Annotated in this window: 21 protein-coding genes; 4 read left to right on the top strand and 17 right to left on the bottom strand. The window is 64.4% G+C overall.

Features of this window, described 5'->3' with window-relative positions; translation table 11 throughout:
- Positions 1–13: 13 nt before the first annotated feature.
- The 10 genes from ACIGJE_RS19250 to ACIGJE_RS19205 all read right to left on the bottom strand — a co-directional run bounded on the left by ACIGJE_RS19250 (position 14) and on the right by ACIGJE_RS19205 (position 9,843).
- Positions 14–697 carry a pentapeptide repeat-containing protein gene (locus ACIGJE_RS19250; RefSeq protein WP_311935018.1) on the bottom strand — a complete coding sequence of 228 codons (684 nt, stop codon included), beginning with the start codon at positions 695–697 and terminating at the stop codon, positions 14–16.
- 28 nt (positions 698–725) lie between these two features.
- Positions 726–1,448, bottom strand: coding sequence for a transcriptional repressor LexA (gene lexA / locus ACIGJE_RS19245; protein WP_068296091.1), 723 nt, complete (start codon positions 1,446–1,448; stop codon positions 726–728).
- Positions 1,449–1,560: 112 nt separating this feature from the next.
- Positions 1,561–2,781 (bottom strand): molybdopterin molybdotransferase MoeA, encoded by a 1,221-nt coding sequence (locus ACIGJE_RS19240; protein WP_483678447.1) that lies wholly within the window; start codon positions 2,779–2,781, stop codon positions 1,561–1,563.
- On the bottom strand, positions 2,778–3,281 hold the full coding sequence (gene moaC / locus ACIGJE_RS19235) for a cyclic pyranopterin monophosphate synthase MoaC (RefSeq protein WP_311935011.1): 504 nt from the start codon (positions 3,279–3,281) through the stop codon (positions 2,778–2,780). The genes ACIGJE_RS19240 and moaC overlap by 4 nt, the downstream gene beginning before the upstream one ends.
- A complete protein-coding gene (gene trpC, locus ACIGJE_RS19230) occupies positions 3,278–4,081 on the bottom strand; it encodes an indole-3-glycerol phosphate synthase TrpC (protein WP_311935009.1) in 804 nt (267 codons plus the stop codon). The genes moaC and trpC overlap by 4 nt, the downstream gene beginning before the upstream one ends.
- A 5-nt stretch (positions 4,082–4,086) precedes the next feature.
- Positions 4,087–5,097 carry an anthranilate phosphoribosyltransferase gene (gene trpD, locus ACIGJE_RS19225; RefSeq protein WP_483678446.1) on the bottom strand — a complete coding sequence of 337 codons (1,011 nt, stop codon included), beginning with the start codon at positions 5,095–5,097 and terminating at the stop codon, positions 4,087–4,089.
- Entirely contained in the window at positions 5,097–5,723 is a 627-nt protein-coding gene (locus ACIGJE_RS19220; protein ID WP_367623429.1) for an anthranilate synthase component II, read from the bottom strand. Before ACIGJE_RS19220 ends, trpD begins: the two co-directional genes overlap by 1 nt.
- Before the next feature lie 205 nt (positions 5,724–5,928).
- Positions 5,929–6,408 carry a hypothetical protein gene (locus ACIGJE_RS19215; RefSeq protein ID WP_483678444.1) on the bottom strand — a complete coding sequence of 160 codons (480 nt, stop codon included), beginning with the start codon at positions 6,406–6,408 and terminating at the stop codon, positions 5,929–5,931.
- Between the two features lie 18 nt (positions 6,409–6,426).
- On the bottom strand, positions 6,427–7,938 hold the full coding sequence (gene trpE, locus ACIGJE_RS19210) for an anthranilate synthase component I (RefSeq protein ID WP_483678443.1): 1,512 nt from the start codon (positions 7,936–7,938) through the stop codon (positions 6,427–6,429).
- Positions 7,939–7,947: 9 nt separating this feature from the next.
- Complete coding sequence (locus ACIGJE_RS19205) at positions 7,948–9,843, bottom strand: peptidylprolyl isomerase (RefSeq protein WP_483678441.1); 1,896 nt, start codon at positions 9,841–9,843, stop codon at positions 7,948–7,950.
- Between the two features lie 365 nt (positions 9,844–10,208).
- On the opposite strand from ACIGJE_RS19205, the gene tpiA reads away from it, so the two are divergent.
- On the top strand, positions 10,209–10,970 hold the full coding sequence (gene tpiA, locus ACIGJE_RS19200; protein WP_311934995.1) for a triose-phosphate isomerase: 762 nt from the start codon (positions 10,209–10,211) through the stop codon (positions 10,968–10,970).
- Positions 10,971–11,017: 47 nt separating this feature from the next.
- On the top strand, positions 11,018–11,437 hold the full coding sequence (locus ACIGJE_RS19195; RefSeq protein WP_415084001.1) for a GNAT family N-acetyltransferase: 420 nt from the start codon (positions 11,018–11,020) through the stop codon (positions 11,435–11,437).
- 3 nt (positions 11,438–11,440) lie between these two features.
- On the opposite strand, the gene ACIGJE_RS19190 is transcribed toward ACIGJE_RS19195, so the two are convergent.
- The 6 genes from ACIGJE_RS19190 to ACIGJE_RS19165 all read right to left on the bottom strand — a co-directional run bounded on the left by ACIGJE_RS19190 (position 11,441) and on the right by ACIGJE_RS19165 (position 17,152).
- On the bottom strand, positions 11,441–12,289 hold the full coding sequence (locus tag ACIGJE_RS19190) for an ABC transporter permease (protein ID WP_483678439.1): 849 nt from the start codon (positions 12,287–12,289) through the stop codon (positions 11,441–11,443).
- An 11-nt stretch (positions 12,290–12,300) separates the two neighbouring features.
- Positions 12,301–13,182 carry an ABC transporter permease gene (locus ACIGJE_RS19185; RefSeq protein WP_415083997.1) on the bottom strand — a complete coding sequence of 294 codons (882 nt, stop codon included), beginning with the start codon at positions 13,180–13,182 and terminating at the stop codon, positions 12,301–12,303.
- Positions 13,179–14,240 carry an ABC transporter ATP-binding protein gene (locus tag ACIGJE_RS19180; RefSeq protein ID WP_415083995.1) on the bottom strand — a complete coding sequence of 354 codons (1,062 nt, stop codon included), beginning with the start codon at positions 14,238–14,240 and terminating at the stop codon, positions 13,179–13,181. The genes ACIGJE_RS19185 and ACIGJE_RS19180 overlap by 4 nt, the downstream gene beginning before the upstream one ends.
- Before the next feature lie 130 nt (positions 14,241–14,370).
- Positions 14,371–15,555, bottom strand: coding sequence for an extracellular solute-binding protein (locus ACIGJE_RS19175; protein ID WP_311934986.1), 1,185 nt, complete (start codon positions 15,553–15,555; stop codon positions 14,371–14,373).
- Positions 15,556–15,577: 22 nt separating this feature from the next.
- On the bottom strand, positions 15,578–16,321 hold the full coding sequence (locus tag ACIGJE_RS19170) for a FadR/GntR family transcriptional regulator (RefSeq protein WP_415083992.1): 744 nt from the start codon (positions 16,319–16,321) through the stop codon (positions 15,578–15,580).
- Positions 16,322–16,444: 123 nt separating this feature from the next.
- Positions 16,445–17,152, bottom strand: coding sequence for an ArsR/SmtB family transcription factor (locus ACIGJE_RS19165; RefSeq protein ID WP_415083990.1), 708 nt, complete (start codon positions 17,150–17,152; stop codon positions 16,445–16,447).
- A gap of 78 nt (positions 17,153–17,230) precedes the next feature.
- Between ACIGJE_RS19165 and ACIGJE_RS19160 the strand changes: the two genes are divergently transcribed.
- Complete coding sequence (locus ACIGJE_RS19160; RefSeq protein ID WP_483678437.1) at positions 17,231–18,667, top strand: MFS transporter; 1,437 nt, start codon at positions 17,231–17,233, stop codon at positions 18,665–18,667.
- A gap of 1 nt (position 18,668) precedes the next feature.
- On the opposite strand, the gene ACIGJE_RS19155 is transcribed toward ACIGJE_RS19160, so the two are convergent.
- Positions 18,669–19,619: a LysR family transcriptional regulator gene (locus ACIGJE_RS19155; RefSeq protein ID WP_311934978.1), complete on the bottom strand. Its 951-nt coding sequence runs from the start codon at positions 19,617–19,619 to the stop codon at positions 18,669–18,671.
- A 190-nt stretch (positions 19,620–19,809) separates the two neighbouring features.
- Between ACIGJE_RS19155 and uraD the strand changes: the two genes are divergently transcribed.
- Positions 19,810–20,349 carry a 2-oxo-4-hydroxy-4-carboxy-5-ureidoimidazoline decarboxylase gene (gene uraD, locus ACIGJE_RS19150; RefSeq protein WP_483678434.1) on the top strand — a complete coding sequence of 180 codons (540 nt, stop codon included), beginning with the start codon at positions 19,810–19,812 and terminating at the stop codon, positions 20,347–20,349.
- The last annotated feature ends 59 nt before the right edge of the window (positions 20,350–20,408 follow it).

Below are 20,408 nucleotides of genomic sequence, written 5' to 3'. Positions count from 1 at the left end.
TCCGGAGGCTCTCTCAGGCAATCCGCAAGCCCAGTTCGGCCAGCAATTGGCCGGCCTGGCCTTTCGAGATCGTGGCGCCCTTGAAATAACGGGTGTCTGCCAGCTTCAGCCCGCCGAGATCGGCACCGCGCAAGTCGGCACCCTCGAAGCGAGCATCGACAAGATTGGCATCACGCAGACTGCATTCCTCGAAGATCGCCTCGCGAAAATCACATTGGCGCAAATCGGCCTGGGTGAAGTCGAGGCGACGCAGCACGCTCTTCCGGAAGGAAAAGGCCGGCAGCTTGGCCGACATCAGCAGAACTTCCTCGAAAACCAGCCCCAGCCCCGAGGTTTCGGAGAGGTCCGCCCCGGTCAGCTTGCAACCGGTAAAAGCCGTCGAGGCCGCCTTGGCGCGCCGGAAGCTGGTATTGCTGTAATCACCGGTGCGGAACGCCGCTTCCTCCAGGTCCGTGCCACGGAAATCGGCGCCGCTCGCTTTGCAGTTGCGCCAGAGTGTATTGGCAAGCCTGGCGCCGACCAGCTTGGCGTTTCTGAGCCTGCAGCGCTCGAAGGCCCAATGAGAGAGATCGAGACGCGAAAGATCGCACTCCTCCATCTCGCAATCGACGAGGGAATGCGGAAGCTTCGCCGCGAGCAGGTTTTCGACATCGCGGCGCCGCAAGCTGCAGTTCGCGATCGCGCGAAGCGCGTTCATAGCCGGCAAGCCACGATGTCGGCCACGCTCAATAGCGACGGAACAAACCGACCAGCTTGCCCTGGATCTGCACCCGGTCGGGCCCGAAGATACGGGTTTCATAGGCCGGATTGGCGGCCTCCAGTGCGATGGAGGCTCCGCGCTTGCGCAGGCGCTTGAGTGTCGCCTCCTCGTCGTCGATCAGTGCCACGACGATGTCGCCGGTATCGGCGTGGTCCTGGCGGCGGATAAGCACGGTGTCATTGTCGAAGATACCGGCTTCGATCATGGAATCGCCGCGCACTTCCAGGGCGAAATGATCGCCGGAGGACAACATTTCCGGCGTGACGCTGATGGTGTGGCTCTTGGACTGGATGGCGGAGACCGGCGTGCCGGCGGCGATACGCCCCATCACCGGGACGAGGACCGGCCGGCCGACCTCGTCGTCAATTTCAGGCCTGACGGGGCGAACCTTGCCGAGATTGCCCTCGATTACATTGGGGCGGAAACCACGCTGGGAAGAGGCGAGCGACAGGCCGCCACCGCTCGGCACCGCCGATTCGGGCAGGCGCACCACTTCCAGCGCACGGGCGCGGTTGGGCAGGCGCCGAATGAAGCCACGCTCCTCCAGCGCCATGATCAGGCGGTGAATGCCGGACTTGGACCTGAGGTCCAGTGCTTCCTTCATCTCATCGAAGGAAGGAGGCACACCCTGTTCCTTCAGGCGCTCATGAATGAACCGAAGCAATTCATGTTGTTTCTTGGTCAGCATGGCTATCCCGTCGTGGCGGCCGCGAATCACGGTGAAGGTGTAAACAAAACAAGAACAGTGCTACATGTTCCTACTGTGTTCTGCAACAATGAAGTTCAGGTTAAAGACGTGGTCAATAGCCGGCCGCACGGAGATCGATGATCTCGCAGGTCTCACCCGCCTTTGCTTCGGGTGCGAAGGGCGGCCGGATCACCAGGCAGTCGGCATGTTGCATCACGCTGACGAGCGACGAATCCTGCAGTGCCAATGGCTCTACCTTGAGGATGTCTGACGTATCGTCAAGCAGGAAGCGGGCCCGTATATAATCCTCGCGGACATCGTTGGCCGGCCAGGAGCGGGCAAAGACGGCCTTGCGGCGTGGCGGGCCGGCGTCGGAACGGCCAAGCAACGCGCGCAGCAGCGGCACCAGGAAGAGGACGCCGCAAACCACGGAGGAGACCGGATTGCCCGGCAGTCCGAGGATGTGCATGACGCCGAGCCGCCCATGCAGCAGCGGCTTGCCTGGCCGCATGGCAATCTTCCAGAAGCCGAGCCGCATGCCTTCGCGGGTCAGTGCGGTCTGGATCAGATCGTGATCGCCGACGGAGGCACCGCCGATAGTGACGAGCACATCGGCCTTTTCGGCGCGAGCTCGCTTGATGGCGGCTTCCAGGGCCGGGAAGTCGTCGCTGGCGATGCCGAGGTCGAGCACTTCGCCGCCTTCGGCCTCGACAAGGGCGCGGATGGCGAAGTTGTTGGAGGCAACGATCTGGTTCTCGCCGATGGCCTGGCCGGGCAATACCAGTTCGTCGCCGGTGGCGAGGATGGCGACCTTGGGGCGGCGGTGGACCGGCAGACCTGGGTGGTTCATGGCGGCGGCGAGGGCGATATCGCGGGGGCCGATGACGGTTCCAGGCCTCAGGGCCTCACGGCCTTCGGTAAAATCCAGTCCGCGGCCCCGGATATGCTGGCCGGGCTTGGCCGTGGCCTCCAGGATGACGCGATTGCCGTCGCGCCGGGTCTGTTCCTGGATCACCACGGTGTCGGCGCCGTCAGGTACGGGCGCGCCCGTAAAGATGCGCACGGCCTGGTTCTCGCCGACCCGACCGGCATAGCCATGCCCGGCGGCAGACTCGCCGATCAATTCGAGGCTGGCTCCCTGCTTGGCGTCATCCACGCGTACTGCATAGCCGTCCATGGCCGAGGCGTTGAAACCGGGCTGGGTTCTCAGCGCGGTGATGGCGGAAGCAAGCACGCGTCCGCGCGTGGCGTGCAGTGGCACGGTTTCGACAGGAAGCGGGGTGACGCCGGCAACCACCTTGGCCAGCGCGTCCGCGACGGGAAGCAGGCTCATGGATTTTCCTCCGCATGCCAATCGCCGGATTTGCCGCCGGACTTCTCTACGAGCCTGATCGCCTCGATGCGCATGCCCCGGTCGGCGGCTTTGACCATGTCATAGATGGTCAGGCAGGCGACGGAAACAGCGGTCAGCGCTTCCATCTCCACGCCGGTCTGACCCGCGACCTTGGCTGTCGCCCGCACCGTCAGACCGGGCAGAGCGGTGTCGGGCTCGATCTCGACGGCGACCTTGCTGAGGAGCAGCGGGTGGCAGAGCGGAATGAGTTCATGGGTTTTCTTGGCGGCCATGATACCGGCGATGCGGGCCGTGGCGCGAACATCACCTTTCTTGGCATCACCCGACAAGACGAGGTCGAGCGTCTCGCGCTGCATCACCACCCGCCCTTCGGCAATTGCGGTGCGGCTCGTCACGGCCTTTTGCGAAACATCGACCATGTTCGCCTCGCCGGAGGCGTCGAGATGGGTAAGGCTAGGATTCGTATTTTGCCGGCTCATGCCGCCTGGTCCACAGACAGCAGGGCACGCGTGGCGGCGGCGACGTCGGCCTGGCGCATCAGGCTCTCGCCCACCAGGAAGGTGTTCACATCAGCCTTCTGCAGGCGCTGGACGTCGCCGGGTGTGAAGATGCCGCTTTCGCCGACCAGGAGACGATCGCCGGGCACCAGCGGCGCCAGTGTCTCGGTCGTCTCCAGGCGGGTGACAAAGTCGTTGAGATCGCGATTGTTGATGCCGATCATGCCGACATCGAGCGTGAGGGACCGCTCGAGCTCGTCGTGATTGTGGATCTCGCACAGCACGTCGAGGGACCAGTCCTTGGCGGCCGCGATCAGCGCACGGGCTTCGGCGTCGGTGACGCTGGCCATGATCACCAGGATGCAGTCGGCACCCCAGGCTCTTGCTTCCACCACCTGGTAGGGATCGTAGAGGAAGTCCTTGCGCAAGGCGGGCAGCGATACCGCCGCACGTGCCGCGGTGAGGAACTCGGGCCGCCCCTGGAAGGAGGGCTCGTCGGTCAGCACGGAAAGACAGGCTGCTCCGCCGGCTTCATAGGCGCGGGCAAGTGCCGGAGGGTCGAAATCGGCGCGGATCAGGCCCTTGGACGGACTCGCCTTCTTGATCTCGGCAATCAAGGCAGTATTGCCGGCGTCGAGCTTGGCCTGCAGAGCTCTCTGGAAGCCCCGTACGGGACTGGCGCGGTCCGCCAGCTTGATCAGCTCCGGCAGCGGGCGTGCCGCCTTCGCTGCCTCGATCTCGCGGCGCTTATAGGCTTCGATCTTCTGGAGAATGGTGGCCATGGCACTCACGCGTTGGAAATTTCAACCAAACGGTTGAGCGTTGCTAGGGCCTTGCCCTTGTCGACGGATTCGCGGGCGAGGATTACCCCATCCGCCAGGCTCGGCACGCGTCCCGCCACGAGCAGGGCAGCGCCGGCATTCAGGAGGGCGATGTCCCGATAGGGAGTTTTTTCGCCTTCGAGAACGGCCCGCAACGCCAACGCGTTGTGGGCGGCGTCGCCGCCCTTGAGATCCTCGGGTGTCGCAACGCGCAGCCCAACCTCTTCGGGCGTGATGACGCCGTGGCTGATCTCGCCGTTCTCCAGGGAAACGATCTCGGTGGGGCCGGTGGTGGTGATTTCGTCGAGCCCGTCGCTGCCATGCACGGCGATGATGCGCGTCGATCCCAGGGTCTTGAGCACCTCGACCATGGGCTGCAACCATTGGCGGGCATAGACACCGAGCAATTGCCGCTTGACGCCGGCGGGGTTGGACAGGGGGCCGAGCAGGTTGAAGATCGTGCGCGTGCCGAGTTCGACGCGGGTGGGGCCGACATGCTTCATGGCGCCGTGATGGGCTGGCGCGAACATGAAACCGACGCCCGCCAGCGTGATGCAGCGGGCGATACCCTCGGGCTTCAGCTCGATGTTGACGCCGAGCGCAGTCAGCACGTCCGCGGCACCGGATTTGGAGGAGAGGGCGCGATTGCCATGCTTGGCAACCTTCACGCCCGCGCCGGCCACGATCAGGGAAGCGGCCGTCGAAACATTGTAGGAGCCGGAGGCGTCGCCGCCGGTGCCGACGATGTCGACGGCGTCCTCGGGGGCCTCCACCGTCAGCATCTTGGCGCGCATGGCGCTGACGGCGCCGGCCATCTCGTCCGGCGTCTCGCCGCGGACCCTGAGCGCCATCAGGAAGCCACCGATCTGCGAGGGCGTCGCTTGCCCGGAGAGCAGAAGGTCGAAGGCTTCAGCCGCTTCTTCGCGCGTGAGCGAACCGGCGGCAGCCTTGCCGATATAGGGCTTGAAACCGTCCATCACGCATGCTCGCTTTCGTTCCGGTTTTCCTGGGCCCGATGCTTGGCGTTCCATTCCGCCGCCAGCTCCAGGAAGTTCTGGAGGATGCGGTGGCCATGGTCCGACATGATCGACTCCGGATGGAACTGCACGCCATGTAGCGGCGCGCTCTTGTGCTGCAGACCCATGATGACGCCGTCATCCGTCTCGGCGGTGACTTCGAGATCGGTCGGCAGGCTGTCGCGCTTGACCACGAGCGAGTGATAGCGCGTGCCCATGAACGGGCCGTTCAAACCCCGAAAGACGCCGCGGCCGCGATGGTCGATCGAGGAGATCTTGCCATGCATGGGAATGGCGAGGCGCACGATGTCGCCGCCGAAAACCTGGCCGATGGCCTGGTGGCCGAGGCAGACGCCGAAGAGCGGGATCTTGTCCTTGGCCTTCTCGATCAGCTCGCAGCAGATGCCGGCTTCGGTGGGGGTGCAGGGGCCGGGCGAGAGCACGATCGCATCGGGCGCCGCGGCGATCACCTCGTCCGCGCTGACCTTGTCGTTGCGATGAACCGTGACGGTGCAACCCAGCTGGCCGAGATAATGCCAGAGGTTCCAGGTGAAGCTGTCATAATTGTCGATCAGCGTCACGGTCATGGAACGGTCTGTCGTCACGGCTCTAGCCTCCTTTGGAGCCATCACGACTAGGCGTCAGGAGGCAGCGGGTCAAGCGGTTCCCCGGTGCAAGGCGTGTTTTGGCAGAAACACCCCTCGTCTCTAACTCCTTGTTTGGATGCATGTTTGCGATTCGAGGCATTGCGTCGTCCGACAAAGCGCTTCAGCTGTGCGAAACGCTGGGAAGTTAAGGCCGACGCAGGCGCATGCCATGTTTCTTGCCATAGGCGCAGGCGAACACCTCCAGCAGGATGAAAAGCGCGAGATTGCGGCCTACTACGGGCTCGAAATAGTCCGAGGCCAAGGTCATGCGCGAGGCGATCATCTGCACGGTGTTCCCGAACAGCTCCAGCCTCTCCAGGCCATAGGGCAGGAGCGCGCCCAGACCGGCGAAGACGGCCATGTAGATCAGCGAGGCGAGCGAGGAGATCAGCCAGATACCGAAACCATAGTCGGCATAGGGGGCAGAGCGCTCGCTCTCGAAGAGCCAATGGAAGAAGAAGATGCCATAGGCGGCGCCCAGGGCAGGCAGGGCGATCGCCAGCATCAAGGCGATGGCCTGCAAGCCGCCTGGATAGAGGTAGAGATAGAAGTCGGCCAAGAGCACGACATAGGCGGCCCCGAAGGTCAGCAGGGCTGATCGCCGGGCGCCGGGCCACTTAGCCATGGATGTCGTCCGCCCGCCTTACTGTCCCCGTCCGGGCTGGCCGGCGAAGCGGACGGCTTCTTCGGCAGCGCGGAACAGGGCCTTGGCCTTGTTGACGCATTCGGCATGCTCGCTCGCGGGCACGCTGTCATAGACGATGCCCGCGCCGGACTGGACATGCATGGTGGCGTCCTTGACCAGGGCCGTGCGCAGCACGATGCAGGTATCCATCTGGCCATCCGCACCGAAATAACCGATGGCGCCGGCATAGAGGCCGCGCTTGTCCCTTTCGAGCTCGTCGATGATCTGCATGGCGCGGACCTTGGGCGCGCCCGAGACAGTACCGGCCGGAAAGCCCGCTGCCAGCGCATCGAGCGCGTCGTGGCCCGGGCCGATGCTGCCCTCGACATTCGAGACGATGTGCATCACATGGCTGTAGCGCTCGATGAAGAAGCGATCGGTTACCGTGACGCTGCCGACGGCCGAGACATGGCCGACATCGTTGCGGCCGAGGTCGAGCAGCATGAGATGTTCGGCCAACTCCTTGGGATCGTTGAGCAGCGATTCGGCCAGCGCATCGTCATCGGTCTTGGTCTTGCCGCGTGGGCGCGTGCCGGCGATGGGCCGGACCGTCACCTTGCCCTCACGCAGCCGGACCAGAATCTCCGGGCTGGAGCAGACCACCGAAAACCCGTCGAGCTGCAGGTAGACCAGGAAGGGAGCCGGGTTGATGCGGCGCAAGGCCCGATAGAGCGAGAAGGGTGGCAACTGGAACGGCGCGCTGAAGCGCTGAGACAGCACGACCTGGAAGATGTCGCCGGCCTTGATGTACTCCTTGGCGCGGGCCACCATGGCCAGGTAGTCGGCTTCGGCGGTGTTGGAAACCTGCTGGGCGTGCAGGGCGTCGAGATCGACGGTCTCGGCAAGCTTGGGTGTCGGGCGGTCCAGGCCGTCGACGATGGTCATCAGCCGCTGTTCGGCGCGCAGATAGGCCTGCTTGGCCGTGACATCGGCTTGTGGGCGCACCGGCGTCACGGCCGTGATGGCGTCGCGCACCGCGTCGAACACCACCATCAGGGTGGGGCGCATCAAGATGGCGTCGGGAACGCCGATGGGATCCGGCTTGGCGGCGGGAAGCTCCTCCACCAGTCGCACCATGTCATAGCCGAGATAGCCGAACAGGCCGGCCGCCATCGGCGGTGCACCTTCGGGCAGCTCGATCCGGCTTTCCGCGATCAGAGCCCGCAGCGTATCGAACGGATGGCCGTCCAACGTCTCGAAGGCCTGGTCCGGCAAATGGCGGTTGATCGAGGCCTGGCCGTCCTGGCAGCGCCAGATCAGGTCGGGCTCCAGGCCGATCATGGAATAGCGCCCGCGCGTAGCACCGCCTTCCACCGATTCCAGGAGGAAGGCATTGGGCCTGTCGCCCGCCAGCTTCATGAAGGCGGAAACCGGGGTTTCCAGGTCGCCCACCAGCGTCAGCGTCAGGATCTGCGCCTTGCCGGCTGCGTAGGCGGCCGAGAAGGCTTCGAAGGAAGGTTCGAGAAGCATGGTGGCGACTCAGAGGCTGCCGGTGCCGACGACACGGTCGACATTGGTCTGGTTGATGGCCACGCCGAGCTGGTCTTCGACCTTCTTGACATATTCCGTCATCAGGTCCTGGCTGATGCCGGTCGCGAGCTGCTTGGACAGCGCCTCGGTCTGCGGAGCCTTGGCATCGAGCTCGGGGATCACGTTGTCCTCGACATGGAAGATGATTCGATCGGTGCCGTTGGCGGCAAGCGCCGTTCCGAACCCCTTGAGCGGGGTGGCGAACACGGCCGTGACGACCGCCGGGGGCACGGGTTGGCTCTGGCCGTTGCGGGTGAGATCCCAGGCAGGGGTGACCTGCAGGTTCAGGCTCTTGGCGATGTCCTCGAGCGACTTGCCGCCCTGTAACTGGGTCACGAGCTCGTCGGCCTTCTCCTTGAGCTTGGCAACTTTCTGATCCGCGGTCCAGGAAGTGATCACCTCGTTCTTGGCTTCGTCGAGCGTGCGGTCGCGGGCCGGAACTACGCTGTCCAGCGAGAACCACATCAGGCCTTCGTCACGGCCGTCGACGGCTTCGGGATCGGAACCCGGTTCGGCCGTGAAGAGAGCAGGCAGGACCTGGGTGGCGAGCGGGACGGCAACCGGCTTGCCCTCGGCGTCGCGGCCCTGGGCATCGACCGGTGGCAGCGTCACGGCCTTCAGCTTGAGCTTGGCGGCGATATCCTTGAGCGGGGCGCCACCCATGCGCTCGTCTTCGATGGCGTCGCGCAGATTCTTGGCGGCCTCCGATGCGCGTTGACGTTCCAGTTCGCCGCGCAGGACGATCTTGGCGTCGATGATCTTGGTCACCTTGACGATCACGTTGGCGAGATTGCCCTGCACGGCGTCCGACGTGCCGCCTTCCTTGAGCGCGAAGGCGGCGTCCGCGATCTTCTGGTCGCTGAGCTGGCGCTTGGACACGGTGCCCAGATCGATGTCCTCGGGCTTGAGCTTGCGCTCGGTGACAAGGCCCTCGAAGGTGATCTGGCCGGAAGCGATGCGGGCGGCAGCGGCCTTGGCCTCATCCAGCGAAGGGAAGGCGATCTGTTCGACGGTGCGCTGCTCCAGCGCCGCCGAGCCGGCCTTGTCCTTGTCGACGGCGGCCTGGACATCGGCATCGGTGACGGTGGCCCGGCCGCTCAGCTCGGCCGGCGTCACGAGTATGTAGCTCAGGCTGCGCAGTTCCTTGGTGCGGAAGGCAGCCTTGTTCTCGTCGTAATAGGCCTGCAGCTTGGCGGCGTCGGGCGGAGCAATGTCACCCACGCTGCTCTGCGGCAGTACGAAATAGGACGTATTGCGCTTTTCCTGCTTGTAGCGGGCGGCAGCCTGCAGCAGAGCTTGCGGGACTGGGCCGCCGGCCGTCAGGCCCTGGTCGATCTGGCCGCGGACATAGACCTCGCGTTGACGCGCAAAGAACATCTCCTCGTTCATGCCGTTGTTTTCGAGCATCTGGCGGAAGGCATTGGCGTCGAAGACGGGCGGCTTGCCGGGAACGGAGACCTGGAAGTCGGGATCGTTCATCACGGTCCGAACCATGGCTTGAGGGTCGAGGCCGAGCCCAAGCTTGGCGGCCTGGACGTCCATGGCCTTTTCCGAGATCAAGCCGTTGAGAACCTGCTTGTCGATACCGAAGGTGCGGGCGATGTCGGGGGTGACCGCCTTGCCGGTGGCTCTGGTGATCTGCAAGGTCCGCGAGCGATAGGCTTCGCTATAGGTGTTGGCGGAAATGGCAGATCCGCCAACCGTGGCGACATCGGAATTGCTGCGCCCCTGCAGCCAGCCTTCGACACCCCATAAGGCGAAGCTGCCGCTCAGGAGGAACATGACCCCCGCCGTGATGATCTTGGCGGGTCCCTTGGTCATAACTTCGCGGAATGAGCTCAGCATCGGTGTCTTGGTTCCATCAAGGCAAAGAGATTTTCCAGGTCCGTCTCGGAGAACCCGGGAAACCCCGCATCGTTTCTACGCTGCTTCGGGGCCGCATGAACGCTCCGGTAAGGGCGCGGCGCACGAAAAGCGGCGCATCATAGGGACGAGCACGTGGCGTCGCAATGGCGCGGCCATGGGTTTCTTGCGACACCCACGCCTTGCTCCATGGGAACGAGGTTGCTAAGCACGCCAGATGAAGTCGGCGCATCGAGGGCGGCCCAAGCAGAGTTTCCCGGCGCAGGCCTCGACAGGCGACAGGATTTCCGAGCCCGCCCTGCCGAGCAGTCTCGGCAATCCTGTTTGACAGAAAGAGGATCAGCAAGATGACAGCAAACCGGCCGCGCCCGCTCGTCGCTGGCAATTGGAAGATGAACGGCCTCACCAAGGGGGTCACCGAACTCGATGCCATCGCGACCGGTGTCGCGGCCGGCGAAGCCGGTGCCGCCGAGGTGCTGGTCTGCCCGCCCTTTACGCTGGTGTCCCGCTTTGCGGCGCAGGCAGCAGGGCAGCATATCAAGATCGGGGCGCAGGATTGCCACGCCAAGCCTTCGGGCGCCCATACCGGCGACATCTCCGCCGAGATGCTGAAGGATGCCGGCGCGACCTATGTCATCGTCGGCCATTCCGAGCGTCGCACCGATCACGGTGAGACGGATGCGACGGTCAAGGCCAAGGCCGGGGCGGCTCTGCGCGCCGGCCTGGTTGCCATCGTCTGCATCGGCGAGACCCGTGCGGAACGCGAATCGGGCAAGGCCCTGGATGTGGTGGGCAGCCAGCTTGCAGGCTCCCTGCCGGCGGGTGCCAATGCTGCCAATACCGTGATCGCCTACGAGCCCGTCTGGGCGATCGGCACTGGCCTGACGCCCACGGCGGCTGATGTGAAGCAGGTGCATGATTTCATCCGCGCGCGCCTGGTGGAAGCCCTCGGTGAAGAAGGCAATGGCGTGCGCGTGCTCTATGGCGGCTCGGTCAAGCCCTCCAATGCAGCCGAACTGATGGGCGTCGACAATGTCGATGGCGCGCTGGTGGGCGGTGCCTCGCTCAAGGCCGAGGATTTTCTCGGCATCGCCTCCGCCTATCGTTGACGAACATCCGCATCCGCAAGGCGGAGGGGGAGCGGGATTTGAGCTTCATGCTCGGTCTCGGACACCGCCTTGCGGCTGTCATCGAAACTGAATTGCATGAACAGACCGACATTCGGGCGTTCCAGGATGCCTTTTCCGCTGCCAATCTCAGCGAGCCCGCGGCAGGAAGCCTGAGCCTGATCGCCGAGGATGCCGTCGGTGTCGGTCTCGGATTCCTGCATGCCCTGCCGGGGACTGATGGCATAACCGGCCGGGAGATCGGCTATGTGGCCCTTCTGGCCGTCACCGAGGCGGCCGAGGGCATGGGCGCGGCCAGGCAGTTGCTCGCTGCAGCAGAGGACTGGGCACGGCAACAGGGCTATGCCGCCTTGTCCCTCGACGTCTTTGCCAGCAATCATCGCGGCCGGCTTTTCTATGAAAAGAACGGTTTTGCCACCGAAGCCTTGAGGCTGGTCAAGAAACTGTAGGCCTCAGCGGGCAGGGGCTTTCTTTACCCGCGTCACCATCTGGGTCGGGTTGATGAAGCGAAGGGCGATGACCAGCCAGACCAGCGTGCTCAGCATGTAGATGACGGCCATGGCATCCACGGATTGCGGCGCCCTGACCCCGGACGCCGTCACGGCGGCATAGAGCGAGACGACCAGCGTCTGGCTGTCGGAGCCGGCGATCAGGAAGGTCAGCTCGAACATCGCGATGGTGCGCACCAGTACCAGGAGCAGGGCCGCGAGCGCTCCCGGCAGCAGCAGCGGGATCAGCACATGCCGGAACACCGAGCCGGTGCGGGCGCCGAAGACCCGCGCTGCCGCTTCCAGGCGCGGATCGATCTGCTCGACAAAGGGAATCATCACCAGGATGACGAAGGGCAGGGCAGGCACGAGGTTGGCGATGATCACGCCGGCCAGGGTACTGCCGAGCCCTGCCTTGTAGAGAACCGTCGTCAGCGGAATGCCATAGGTGACGGGCGGCACCAGCAAGGGCAACAGGAACAGCAAGGTCACCAGTTTCTTGCCGGGAAAATCGCGTCGCGCCAGGGCATAGGCGGCGGGAATGCCGATCACGGCGGATAGCAGCACCACGCCGAAGACGACTTGAAAGGTGACGAGGAGCACGCCGCCAAGCTGGAATTCCTCCCAGGCCGAATCATACCAGCGCGCGGTCCAGCCCTGCGGCAGCCAGGTGCCCAGCCAGCGCGTCGAGAAGGAACTGACGATCACCGCCGCGATCACGGCAAGAAGATTGATCACGAAGAAGATGGTCAGCGCCCATACGGCCGTGGACCACAGGCGTTCGGAAAGCGGGCGGGAAATTCGATGGACCATGACCCTGTCTCCTAGCCTTTGCCGCCGTCGGCGGGCCCGCGATAGGCCAGGGAGCGAAGGCCGAGCACGATGGCGATGACGACCAGCAGGATCGCACCCATGATCATGGCGATCGCCGAGGCCATCGAATAGTCGTAGAGCTCGGTGGCGGCCTGATAGGCCGGAATGGTGATGACCCGGGTCGGCCCTGCCGGGGCACCGAGCATCACGGCCGAGGGATAGACCGAGAAGGCCTGCACGAAGCTCAGGCAGAAGGTCACGGCGAGGCCTGGCAGCAACAGCGGCAGGAAGATATGGCGAAAGCGCGCGGCCGGCCTGGCGCCCAGCGTTGCCGCCGCATTCTCCAGGGCCGGGTCGATGCCGGTGACATAGGAGAGCGTCAGCAGGAAGGTGAACGGAAAGCCGGTGATCACCAGCGACAGGAACACGCCCCAGTAATTGTGAACCAGCTTGACCGGGCCAATACCCACCAGGATGAGGGCCCGGTTGAACCAGCCCTGCGGCCCGAGATAGTTGAGCAGCCCCTCGGCCACCAGCACCGTGCCGAGTGTGATCGGCAGCACCAGGATGGTGGTGAGCAGGCGCTGATTGTCGAGCAGGCGGACCCGGAAGGCCACCGGTATGGCGGCAAGCAGGTTGAACAGAGTGGCCGGTACCGCGATCCACAGGGTAGTGGCGATGGTACCGTAGAGCGCGGGATCGCTGAAGAAGGTAATGTAATTGCCGAAGGTCGAGCCATCCTTGGGCTGGAACGACAGCCACAGCCCATAGAAGAAGGGATAGATGAACAGGGCCAGCAGGAACAGCACGGCCGGCAGGGCGAGCAGCGTCACGCCGTCGATGCCGCGTGCGGCGAGGCGTGCCTTCAGGTTGGGGGCAGGCAGGGCGCTCATCGCGCCGCCTCGTTGAAGACCAGCACGCGTGATGGATCGGCCTTCAGATGAACCTGCTCGCCCGGCCGCATGCGCTGACGCGCCCTGAAGAAGAGCTCGTTTCCGGCCGGTCCCCTGGCCGCCCCGAAGAAGGCGTGGCCACGATATTCGCAGATCTCCACCAGGGCGGGGATCCCCTGTTCGCCGGCAATCAGATCGTCCGGGCGAATGGCCGCGACCGCGCTCGGTCCGGCCAGCTCTTCGCGGGCGACACCCTCGATCCGCTCGCCGACGATCTCCAGCGTCACCTCGTCAGGGGAGGACGAGACGATCGAACCCGGCAGGCGGTTGCGGAACCCCATGAACTCCGCGACATCCAGCGTCGCCGGTCGTTGGTAGAGATCCTCCGGCGTGCCGATCTGGCGGATCTCGCCGTCGCGCAGCACGATGATGCGGTCGGCCAGCGAAAGCGCCTCGTCCTGGTCGTGGGTGACATAGAGGGTGATCGAACCGAGGCCGGCATGGATGCGGCGGATTTCCTGGCGCATTTCAAGCCGGAGCTTGGCGTCGAGATTGGAAAGCGGCTCGTCCATCAGCACGAGGGGCGGTTCGACCGCAATGGCGCGGGCGATGGCAACGCGCTGCTGCTGCCCGCCCGACAACTGGCCTGGCAGCTTGGTGGCCTGGTCGGTGAGCCTGACCGTTGCCAGCGCCTCGCCGATGCGCGCCGAGGCCGGCCCGCGCGGCACGCCGCGCATGCGCAGGCCGAAGCCGACATTCTCCCTGACGCTCATATGCGGAAACAAAGCGTAGTTCTGGAACACCATGCCGAAGCCGCGATCTTCCGGACCGAGCGTATCGATGCGCCTGTCGTCGAGCCAGATCGAGCCGCGCGTGGTCGGGAGCAGGCCGGCGATGCAGTTGAGCGCGGTCGACTTGCCGCAGCCCGAAGGGCCGAGCAGGGCGATGAATTCGCCGCGTTGAACCGTAAAGGACAGGTCCTTCAAGGCGTTCATGGCGCCGAAGTCACGCCCGACCTTGTCGAGTTTCAAATGGCTGAAATTGCTCAGGGCTGACATCGAACCTGCCGCTGTACCGAGTGGGGTGAAAGCGGGGAGGCCAGGCCAGGTCCTCGATGAGGATCGTAGACCTTCCCCGCAAAGAGCGAAGCCGAGTCCTTCTCGGCTCGAATCTCACTTGGTCCGGATTTCACTTGGTTTTGGCAGCACCGATCTGCTTGTCCCACATGTTGAACGCCACCACCATCTTGGCGGGATCCAGCGGGAGTTCGGTGGGAATATCGGTAATCAGCTTTTCATATTCCGGCCTGCCGAACTCGGCGATGGCAGCCTGGCTCTCCTCGGGTGCCATGGACAGCGTGACGTTCTTCACGGCCGGCCCCGGATAGAAATAGCCCTCGTCATAGGTGTAGGCCTGCTGCTCCGGCTTCAGCATGAAACTGATGAGGTCGAGCAGCACTGCAACCTTTTCCGGAGCGAGGCCCGTGGGAATGCAGGCATAATGTGCATCGGTGACCCAGTGGAAGCCCTTCAGGGTCGAGATCGCGGCACTCTTGGGCACCACGCCGAGCACACGCGGATTGATGTCCCAACCGGTGGTAGACACCGTCATGTCGCGTGAGCCCTCGCCGAACTCCTTCATGGTCGCGCCCGTGCCGGTGGGATAATATTCGATGGCCTCCCCCAATTCCTTCAGATAGGCCCAGGTCTTCTCCCAGCCATTGACGGGATCCTTCGGATCCTTGTCGCCGAGGATGTAAGGCAGGCCCATCAGGAAGGTGCGCCCCGGCCCGGAATTGGCGGGGCGGGCATAGATGAAGCGGTTCGGGTTGACCTTGGCATAGGCCAGCAATTCCTCCGCCGTGTTCGGCGGCTGCGAGACGCGCTCGGGTGCATATTCGAGCAGCGGGCCGGATGGATAGTAGGAGACCACGACGCCGGCCCCGTTGGCCAGCCCCTGCATGCGGGCGGCCGGGGCGAGCAGGACGTCATCGAGCTTGGGCAGCGCCGAAGCGAGATCCGGCAGGAGCGGCACCCAGATCTTCTGGTCAAGGCCGGCGGACAGCGCGTCCGTGCCGGTGAGGACGAGATCGATGTCGACCCGGCCGGCATCCTGCTGGGCCTTGAGCTTGCCAGGAAGATCCGGTGCCGGAGCCTTGGTGAAGCTGATCTTCGACACCAGTTCCGGCTTGGCCTTGGCGTAGTTCTGGATGGCCTTCTGGGTGAGGGCGAGATTGCCGGCGACATCGACAACGTTGAGCGTGACGGGCGATTTCGGCAGGGCCGGGGTTTCCGCCTTGGCGCCGGCAATGCCGAGGGCCGCAAAGCCGATACCGGCGCCGAGTGCCTGGCGGCGGGTTATCCGAGCAGTCATGACATCCTCCCATTCTTGATTTTCAGCGGCGGGTCGTGCCGCCAGTGGCGTTCCTCGTGTGTGTCGTCGTGCCGTCTTCCGCGGCATCCATCAGGAAATAGGTTTCGACATTGGCGATATGGGCCTGCATGGCCTGGCGCGCGCCGGGACCATCACCCGCGGTGATGGCGTCGCGAATGGCCTGGTGATCGGCCATGTTGGTCCGCAGCTTGGTGGAGTTCTTGGTCAATTCGCCCAGCCGGTCGAAAATGCGCCCGCGCATGTCGCCCCACAGGAGTTCCATCGTCCGGGTGAGAACCGGATTGCCCGTGGCTTCGGCAATGCCCAGATGGAAGGCGCGATCGGCTTCGAAAGAGTCTTCGCCCTTCAGGGATTCCTGCCGGTACCAGGCTAGGGCCTGGTCGAGACGCTCGATATCCGCCGGCCTGGCCATCTCGGCGGCGGTGGCTGCAATCTCGCCCTCGATGATACGGCGCGCCGCGAGCAGATCGAAGGCGCTTGGGCCGGCATCGCCGAGTTCGCCGGCGCGCGGCGACCCGTCGGAGACATAGCTGCCCGTACCCGTCTTCACCTCGACGAAGCCGGAAATCTCCAGCGCGATCATCGCTTCGCGCACCACGGGCCGGCTGACACCCAGCTTGCGGGCGAGGTCCCGCTCGGCAGGAAGGCGCGTGCCCGGCGGCAATTCGCCCGAGCGGATGAGCCCGACGACCTGCTCGGCAACCTGTTGAAACAGTCTCTGCGACGCCACGGCCTGAAACGGCATGGTCTTGCCTCGCCGGTCATTCTGTTCGCTTCGAACCTATCACCGGCAGCTCAACATTCAAGTGGCTAGGTGGCCTGACCACATGGCCCAAAGACAGGCATCCATGTTCCGTGACAGGAAGCCCTACGCTGCCAGGCTCGACACGGGATCGATGCCGAGCTGTCGCCTGAGCTCGATCCAGCCTCTGGGCGTGACCTGCACCGCCCGCGATTCCCTGCTGCGGCGCAGCCATCCCAGCTTGCACATCGTGCTCAGCAGATGGACGCCGAGGGGGCCGGCAAGGTGATGGCTGCGCTCGGTCCAATCGAGACATTGGCGCGCGAGTCCCCGTGCGGTGGGTTTCAGCGTTGCGACATCGAGGCCGATCGAACCGAACCAGGCGTTGCCGCTGGCCGTGATGCGAAACTGCTTGTCGGCGGCCGGAACGAGATAGCCGTGCTCGACCAGGCCCTGGGTTACTGCCACACCAACCTGTCCTGCCAGATGATCGTAGCAACACCGGCAATGCCGCAATTCGCGCGCTTTGCCACTCATCGCCTTGCGGCGGATTGGCTGCTCCGGTCCGAGCACGGAAAGGTGTTCCAGTGCCTCGGCGACGTCGCCACCCGCCAGACGATAATAGCGATGGCGCCCTTCCGTCTCGACGGCGAGGAGGCCACCGGCAAGCAGCTTGGCCAGATGGGAACTCGCCGTCTGCGGCGCGATGCGGGCGGCATAGGCCAGTTCGCCAGCCGGCAGGGCACGGCCATCGAGCAGGGCGGTCAGCATCAGCGCACGGGCGGGATCGGCGATCAGCGAGGCGGTGGCGGCAAAATCGGGGATCTCAGGCATGGCGTCCTCATTCTGGAGTGACTATGCACCAATCCGATATGGCATGCTTCGATACCGGCCGAAGCATTCGATGCAAACATGGCGGTAAGAAGGGCCTCCAGCCTATGGAGATTGCCCGGCATGGAATGCATGCACGCGTCGAACCCATCGCACTTGCGCCTGCGCCATCGGAACCTGGCTCTGGTGACATTGTGCTTGGCCGTGCTGATTGCCCAGGTGGATACGGCTGTCGTGAACCTTGCAGTCCGCCGGATCGGGCAAGCCTTTTCATCCGGACTCGACGCGCTGCAATGGGTCGTGGACGGCTATAATCTGGTTTATGCGGTCATGCTGCTGACGGGTGGTTTGCTGGCCGATCTCAAGGGGCGCCGCCTGATCTTCATGGCCGGTGCCGCAATTTTCACCGCAGCATCGCTTCTATGCGCTTTCTCCCCCACGATCGGCGTGCTGATTGCGGCGCGGGCGACAGCCGGCCTCGGGGCGGCTCTGCTGATGCCGTCGTCATTGGCGATCCTGCGCGTCATGTGGCCCGATCAGGCCGAGCGGGGACGGGCCTCGGGGATCTGGGCAGCCTGCAACGGTGTCGCGATGGCGATCGGCCCGACCCTTGGCGGCGCCCTGCTGCATGCCTTCGGCTGGCCAAGCATCTTCCTTGTCGTCGTGCCGATCGGCCTGGCCGCCCTGGTCCTTGCCGCCCTGGTCATCCCTGAATCAGCTGATCCGCAGGAGCGGCATTTCGACGGGGGTGCACAGGCTTTCGGTGCGGCGGCACTCGGCGGTTTTGCCTTCGCTGCCATCGCAATGCGCGAGACGCCACCAGTCGCCCTGATAGCCGCCTTTCTCGCCATGGTTTCCCTGTTTTCTTTTATAACAATCGAGCGAAGACATGGCCATAGGGCGATGGTTCCACTTGATATTTTCGAAAACACAATCTTTCGTGGTACCGTTACGGCAACTGCCGGCATGACCTTCGGCATGTATGGCACCCTCTTCCTGCTGCCGCTGTTCTGGCAAGAAGCTGGACGGCTCAGCCCGGCGATGGCGGGCCTTGCTTTGATGCCGATGGCCGCGGTGTTCGTCCTGGTTTCGCCCTTCTCCGGCTTTCTGGGCCGAAGGATCGGTATGCGCATGATGACCGGCGGCGGAGTGGCCATCATCGGTTGCGGCCTGTTGTCGATCGCGGCAGGCGCCCATCATGTCTCGATCCTGCCGGCCGAAATTGGTCTGGCCTTCACCGGCCTCGGCATGGGGATGGCGACCGGGCCCCTGATGGGGGAGGCGGTGGGCGCGGTCGCATCGGCGCGGGCCGGCACGGCTTCGGCGATCATCAACGTGGCGCGCATGGTGGGGGCGACGGTCGGCGTTGCCGTCCTCGGCTCGCTCTATGCCGTTCTCGGCGGTGGGGCGGCCGGATTGGCCGGCGCCATGACCATGGGCGGGCTGGTGCAGATTTTCGCCGCTGCGTCGGCTTGGCGAGCGGCTGCCTTGCGTAAACCCGCCGGCCGACGGGCATAACCTAGGCCTGCGGCTCCGACCTGGTGGGGCGGGTGGCGTCGATGCTGCTGCGCGAGCGGGCCATGAGGTCGCGCAGCCAGCGATGGGCCGGAGCGTGATGCGACCGCTCATGCCACAATTGATAGAAGGTCATCGCCGGAAAGCGGATCGGTGAGTTGCGGATCGCCAGGGGAAGGAATGCCGAGAAATAACGCGCGAAATGGCGGCTCGTCGTGAAGATGAGATCGGATTCAAGCAGCAGATAAGGTGCCATGCCGAAATAGGACAGGGCCACGGTTCGCTCGCGAACGAGGCGCAGGCGACTCAGATGAGTTTCGACCAGACCGCGATGGGCGACCGAATAGGACACCGGCACGATATGGGCCGCGGCAAGATAGTCGGCCTGGGTGATCGGGCCATGGGCCAGCCGGTGCTGGGCGCCCATGACGCAGACGACCTCGTCCTCGAGCAGGACGGATCGGCGCAGATAGTTCGGCGGTGACGGCCAGTTGCCGATCACCGTGTCGATCTCTCCCTTGGCCAGGGCGCTCTCGAAGTCGAAATCGGGGCCCAGCGCCCGGATGACGAGCCGCACATTCGGCGCCTCGCGCCGGGCGGCTGCGATGACATCCCCCAGAAAGATGGGAGCGAGGTAATCGGGGGATGCAATGGTAAAGCTGTGATTGCTCGCCGATATGTCGAAAGGCGCGGTATCCTCCGCCAGGGCTTCGGCGTCCATCAGCAGCGCCTGGATACGGGGCAGGATCGTCAGAGCACGGTCGGTCGGCACCATTCCGCCGCGTCCGCGCATGAGCAACTGGTCGCCGAAATGCTCGCGCAGCCGGCCCAGGACGAGGCTGACCGCGGGTTGCGACATCTCCAGGCGCACGGCGGTACGCGATACACTGCGTTCGCTCATCAGGATGCAGAAGACGCGAAGCAGGCTGAGATCAACCAACGCATCTTTTTTCATTCATCGTTCCCCGTTCAGGGTTGGCATCCCGGGTTCGCCTCGTCGATGTCGGCCTACTATTATTCGATTTTTCTAATATTGATCATTCATCTCATCAAATTGACCTAATATCTGTCAAGGCGCATGCTTTTTCTCATGGGAATTCGGAAATCCCGCCAAAGAACAACGATAAATCCCGTGGAGCGGCGCCTTGATCGATCTGATGAGCCTGAATGCGGCGAGCCGCGAGGCGTTCACCACCCGGCTGGGACCGGTTTTCGAGAATTCCCGCTGGGTGGCTGAAGCCGTGTGGTCGCGCAGGCCGTTCGACACCATCGAGAACCTGCATGCTGCGATGATGGCGGTTGTGCTCGGCCAGGACGAGGCCGGCATCGCAGCCTTCCTCAACGCGCATCCCGATCTCGCCGGTCGCGAGGCCAAGCAGGGCACGATGACGGCGGAATCGGTGGAGGAGCAGGGAACGGCAGGGCTCGACCGGCTCAGTGCTTCGGAAGTCACCGAGATGGACGAGTTGAATCGCAAATATCGCGCTCGCCATGGCTTCCCGTTCATCGTCTGCGTGCGGCACTACACCAAAGTCGGGATTTTTGCCGAGTTCCGCCATCGCATCGCGCGCCGCAGCGACGACGAGCGGCGCGAGGCGCTGCGGCAGATCGGCTTCATCAGCCGCTATCGGCTGGATGCCTTGTTCCATCGCGAAGCCATGCAGGCCGTAGCGCCCGCCGCCTGACGACGAAAGGTGCCGTCCTTGGACGGGCCCGACGGGCGTGCTGCTGCCGGCTTCGAGGT

Source organism: Labrys sp. E2SS-1L, assembly GCF_057073705.1.
The sequence above is the reverse complement of the archived record's forward strand: the minus strand, read 5'-3'. Positions and strand labels throughout refer to the sequence as shown.

Excerpts from the sequence above, each read along its gene's own strand:
- ACIGJE_RS19250 (WP_311935018.1), bottom strand. The coding sequence starts at position 697 with ATGAACGCGCTTCGCGCGATCGCGAACTGCAGCTTGCGGCGCCGCGAT.
- lexA (WP_068296091.1), bottom strand. The coding sequence starts at position 1,448 with ATGCTGACCAAGAAACAACATGAATTGCTTCGGTTCATTCATGAGCGC.
- ACIGJE_RS19240 (WP_483678447.1), bottom strand. The coding sequence starts at position 2,781 with ATGAGCCTGCTTCCCGTCGCGGACGCGCTGGCCAAGGTGGTTGCCGGC.
- moaC (WP_311935011.1), bottom strand. The coding sequence starts at position 3,281 with ATGAGCCGGCAAAATACGAATCCTAGCCTTACCCATCTCGACGCCTCC.
- trpC (WP_311935009.1), bottom strand. The coding sequence starts at position 4,081 with ATGGCCACCATTCTCCAGAAGATCGAAGCCTATAAGCGCCGCGAGATC.
- trpD (WP_483678446.1), bottom strand. The coding sequence starts at position 5,097 with ATGGACGGTTTCAAGCCCTATATCGGCAAGGCTGCCGCCGGTTCGCTC.
- ACIGJE_RS19220 (WP_367623429.1), bottom strand. The coding sequence starts at position 5,723 with ATGACCGTGACGCTGATCGACAATTATGACAGCTTCACCTGGAACCTC.
- ACIGJE_RS19215 (WP_483678444.1), bottom strand. The coding sequence starts at position 6,408 with ATGGCTAAGTGGCCCGGCGCCCGGCGATCAGCCCTGCTGACCTTCGGG.
- trpE (WP_483678443.1), bottom strand. The coding sequence starts at position 7,938 with ATGCTTCTCGAACCTTCCTTCGAAGCCTTCTCGGCCGCCTACGCAGCC.
- ACIGJE_RS19205 (WP_483678441.1), bottom strand. The coding sequence starts at position 9,843 with ATGCTGAGCTCATTCCGCGAAGTTATGACCAAGGGACCCGCCAAGATC.
- tpiA (WP_311934995.1), top strand. The coding sequence starts at position 10,209 with ATGACAGCAAACCGGCCGCGCCCGCTCGTCGCTGGCAATTGGAAGATG.
- ACIGJE_RS19195 (WP_415084001.1), top strand. The coding sequence starts at position 11,018 with ATGCTCGGTCTCGGACACCGCCTTGCGGCTGTCATCGAAACTGAATTG.
- ACIGJE_RS19190 (WP_483678439.1), bottom strand. The coding sequence starts at position 12,289 with ATGGTCCATCGAATTTCCCGCCCGCTTTCCGAACGCCTGTGGTCCACG.
- ACIGJE_RS19185 (WP_415083997.1), bottom strand. The coding sequence starts at position 13,182 with ATGAGCGCCCTGCCTGCCCCCAACCTGAAGGCACGCCTCGCCGCACGC.
- ACIGJE_RS19180 (WP_415083995.1), bottom strand. The coding sequence starts at position 14,240 with ATGTCAGCCCTGAGCAATTTCAGCCATTTGAAACTCGACAAGGTCGGG.
- ACIGJE_RS19175 (WP_311934986.1), bottom strand. The coding sequence starts at position 15,555 with ATGACTGCTCGGATAACCCGCCGCCAGGCACTCGGCGCCGGTATCGGC.
- ACIGJE_RS19170 (WP_415083992.1), bottom strand. The coding sequence starts at position 16,321 with ATGCCGTTTCAGGCCGTGGCGTCGCAGAGACTGTTTCAACAGGTTGCC.
- ACIGJE_RS19165 (WP_415083990.1), bottom strand. The coding sequence starts at position 17,152 with ATGCCTGAGATCCCCGATTTTGCCGCCACCGCCTCGCTGATCGCCGAT.
- ACIGJE_RS19160 (WP_483678437.1), top strand. The coding sequence starts at position 17,231 with ATGGCGGTAAGAAGGGCCTCCAGCCTATGGAGATTGCCCGGCATGGAA.
- ACIGJE_RS19155 (WP_311934978.1), bottom strand. The coding sequence starts at position 19,619 with ATGAAAAAAGATGCGTTGGTTGATCTCAGCCTGCTTCGCGTCTTCTGC.